The sequence below is a fragment of the Nonomuraea sp. B10E15 genome, from assembly GCF_039871615.1.
In the GTDB taxonomy this organism is placed as follows: Bacteria; Actinomycetota; Actinomycetes; order Streptosporangiales; family Streptosporangiaceae; genus Nonomuraea.
The window spans coordinates 1-553 of sequence record NZ_JBDPMB010000076.1; the positions used below are offsets into that span (position 1 = coordinate 1).

Here is a 553-nt window from a genome sequence, read left to right on the forward strand (position 1 = left end):
GAAACGCCTTGTCGAGCCGTCGCAGCGTGGCCTGCTGGGACGAGAACGACCAACGCGCCTGCCCGTCCGCATCACCGGCGCGGATGTGTTTCAGCTCGGCCGACTGCTCGCCGTACCGGACGCTCACCCCCGCCCTGGCATAGGCGGTGCGCCGGTGCTCCAAGGCGGCGTTGTACAGCTGCCGGTGGTCCTCCAGGCATGCCGCGAGCGCCGCCGCCTGCCGGGCGGTGGGACGCAGCAGGAATCGGAACGACCTGCGCACACCCCACCTCCCGTCACGCTGGGTAACGACAACGCCACGATATCGGCTGGTGCCGACAAAATCAGGAAGGACATCCGTGATGTGCGGCCCCGACAAGTCAGGGCACGCTCGCCTTGACGGCCCTCCCACTCCCGATTCCCTCGTCGCTTCAAGGCGACGGTCCCCTAGTACGGCAGCCGCCATTTGCTGTGTGAGCTGGGACGACGTGGTGCCGGGCCAGTGTGAGTTTCTGGTGGGATACCCATACAACGAGAGCAGCCGCTCGTGATCATGTCTGTGTGACGAGAACAA

1 protein-coding gene is annotated in these 553 nt (G+C 66.0%); it reads right to left on the reverse strand.

All coding sequences use genetic code 11. From position 1 onward, the window contains the following. On the reverse strand, positions 1 to 262 hold a 262-nt coding region (locus ABGB14_RS50040; RefSeq protein WP_347650967.1), incomplete at its 3' end, for a helix-turn-helix domain-containing protein. Between the last annotated feature and the right edge of the window lie 291 nt (positions 263 to 553).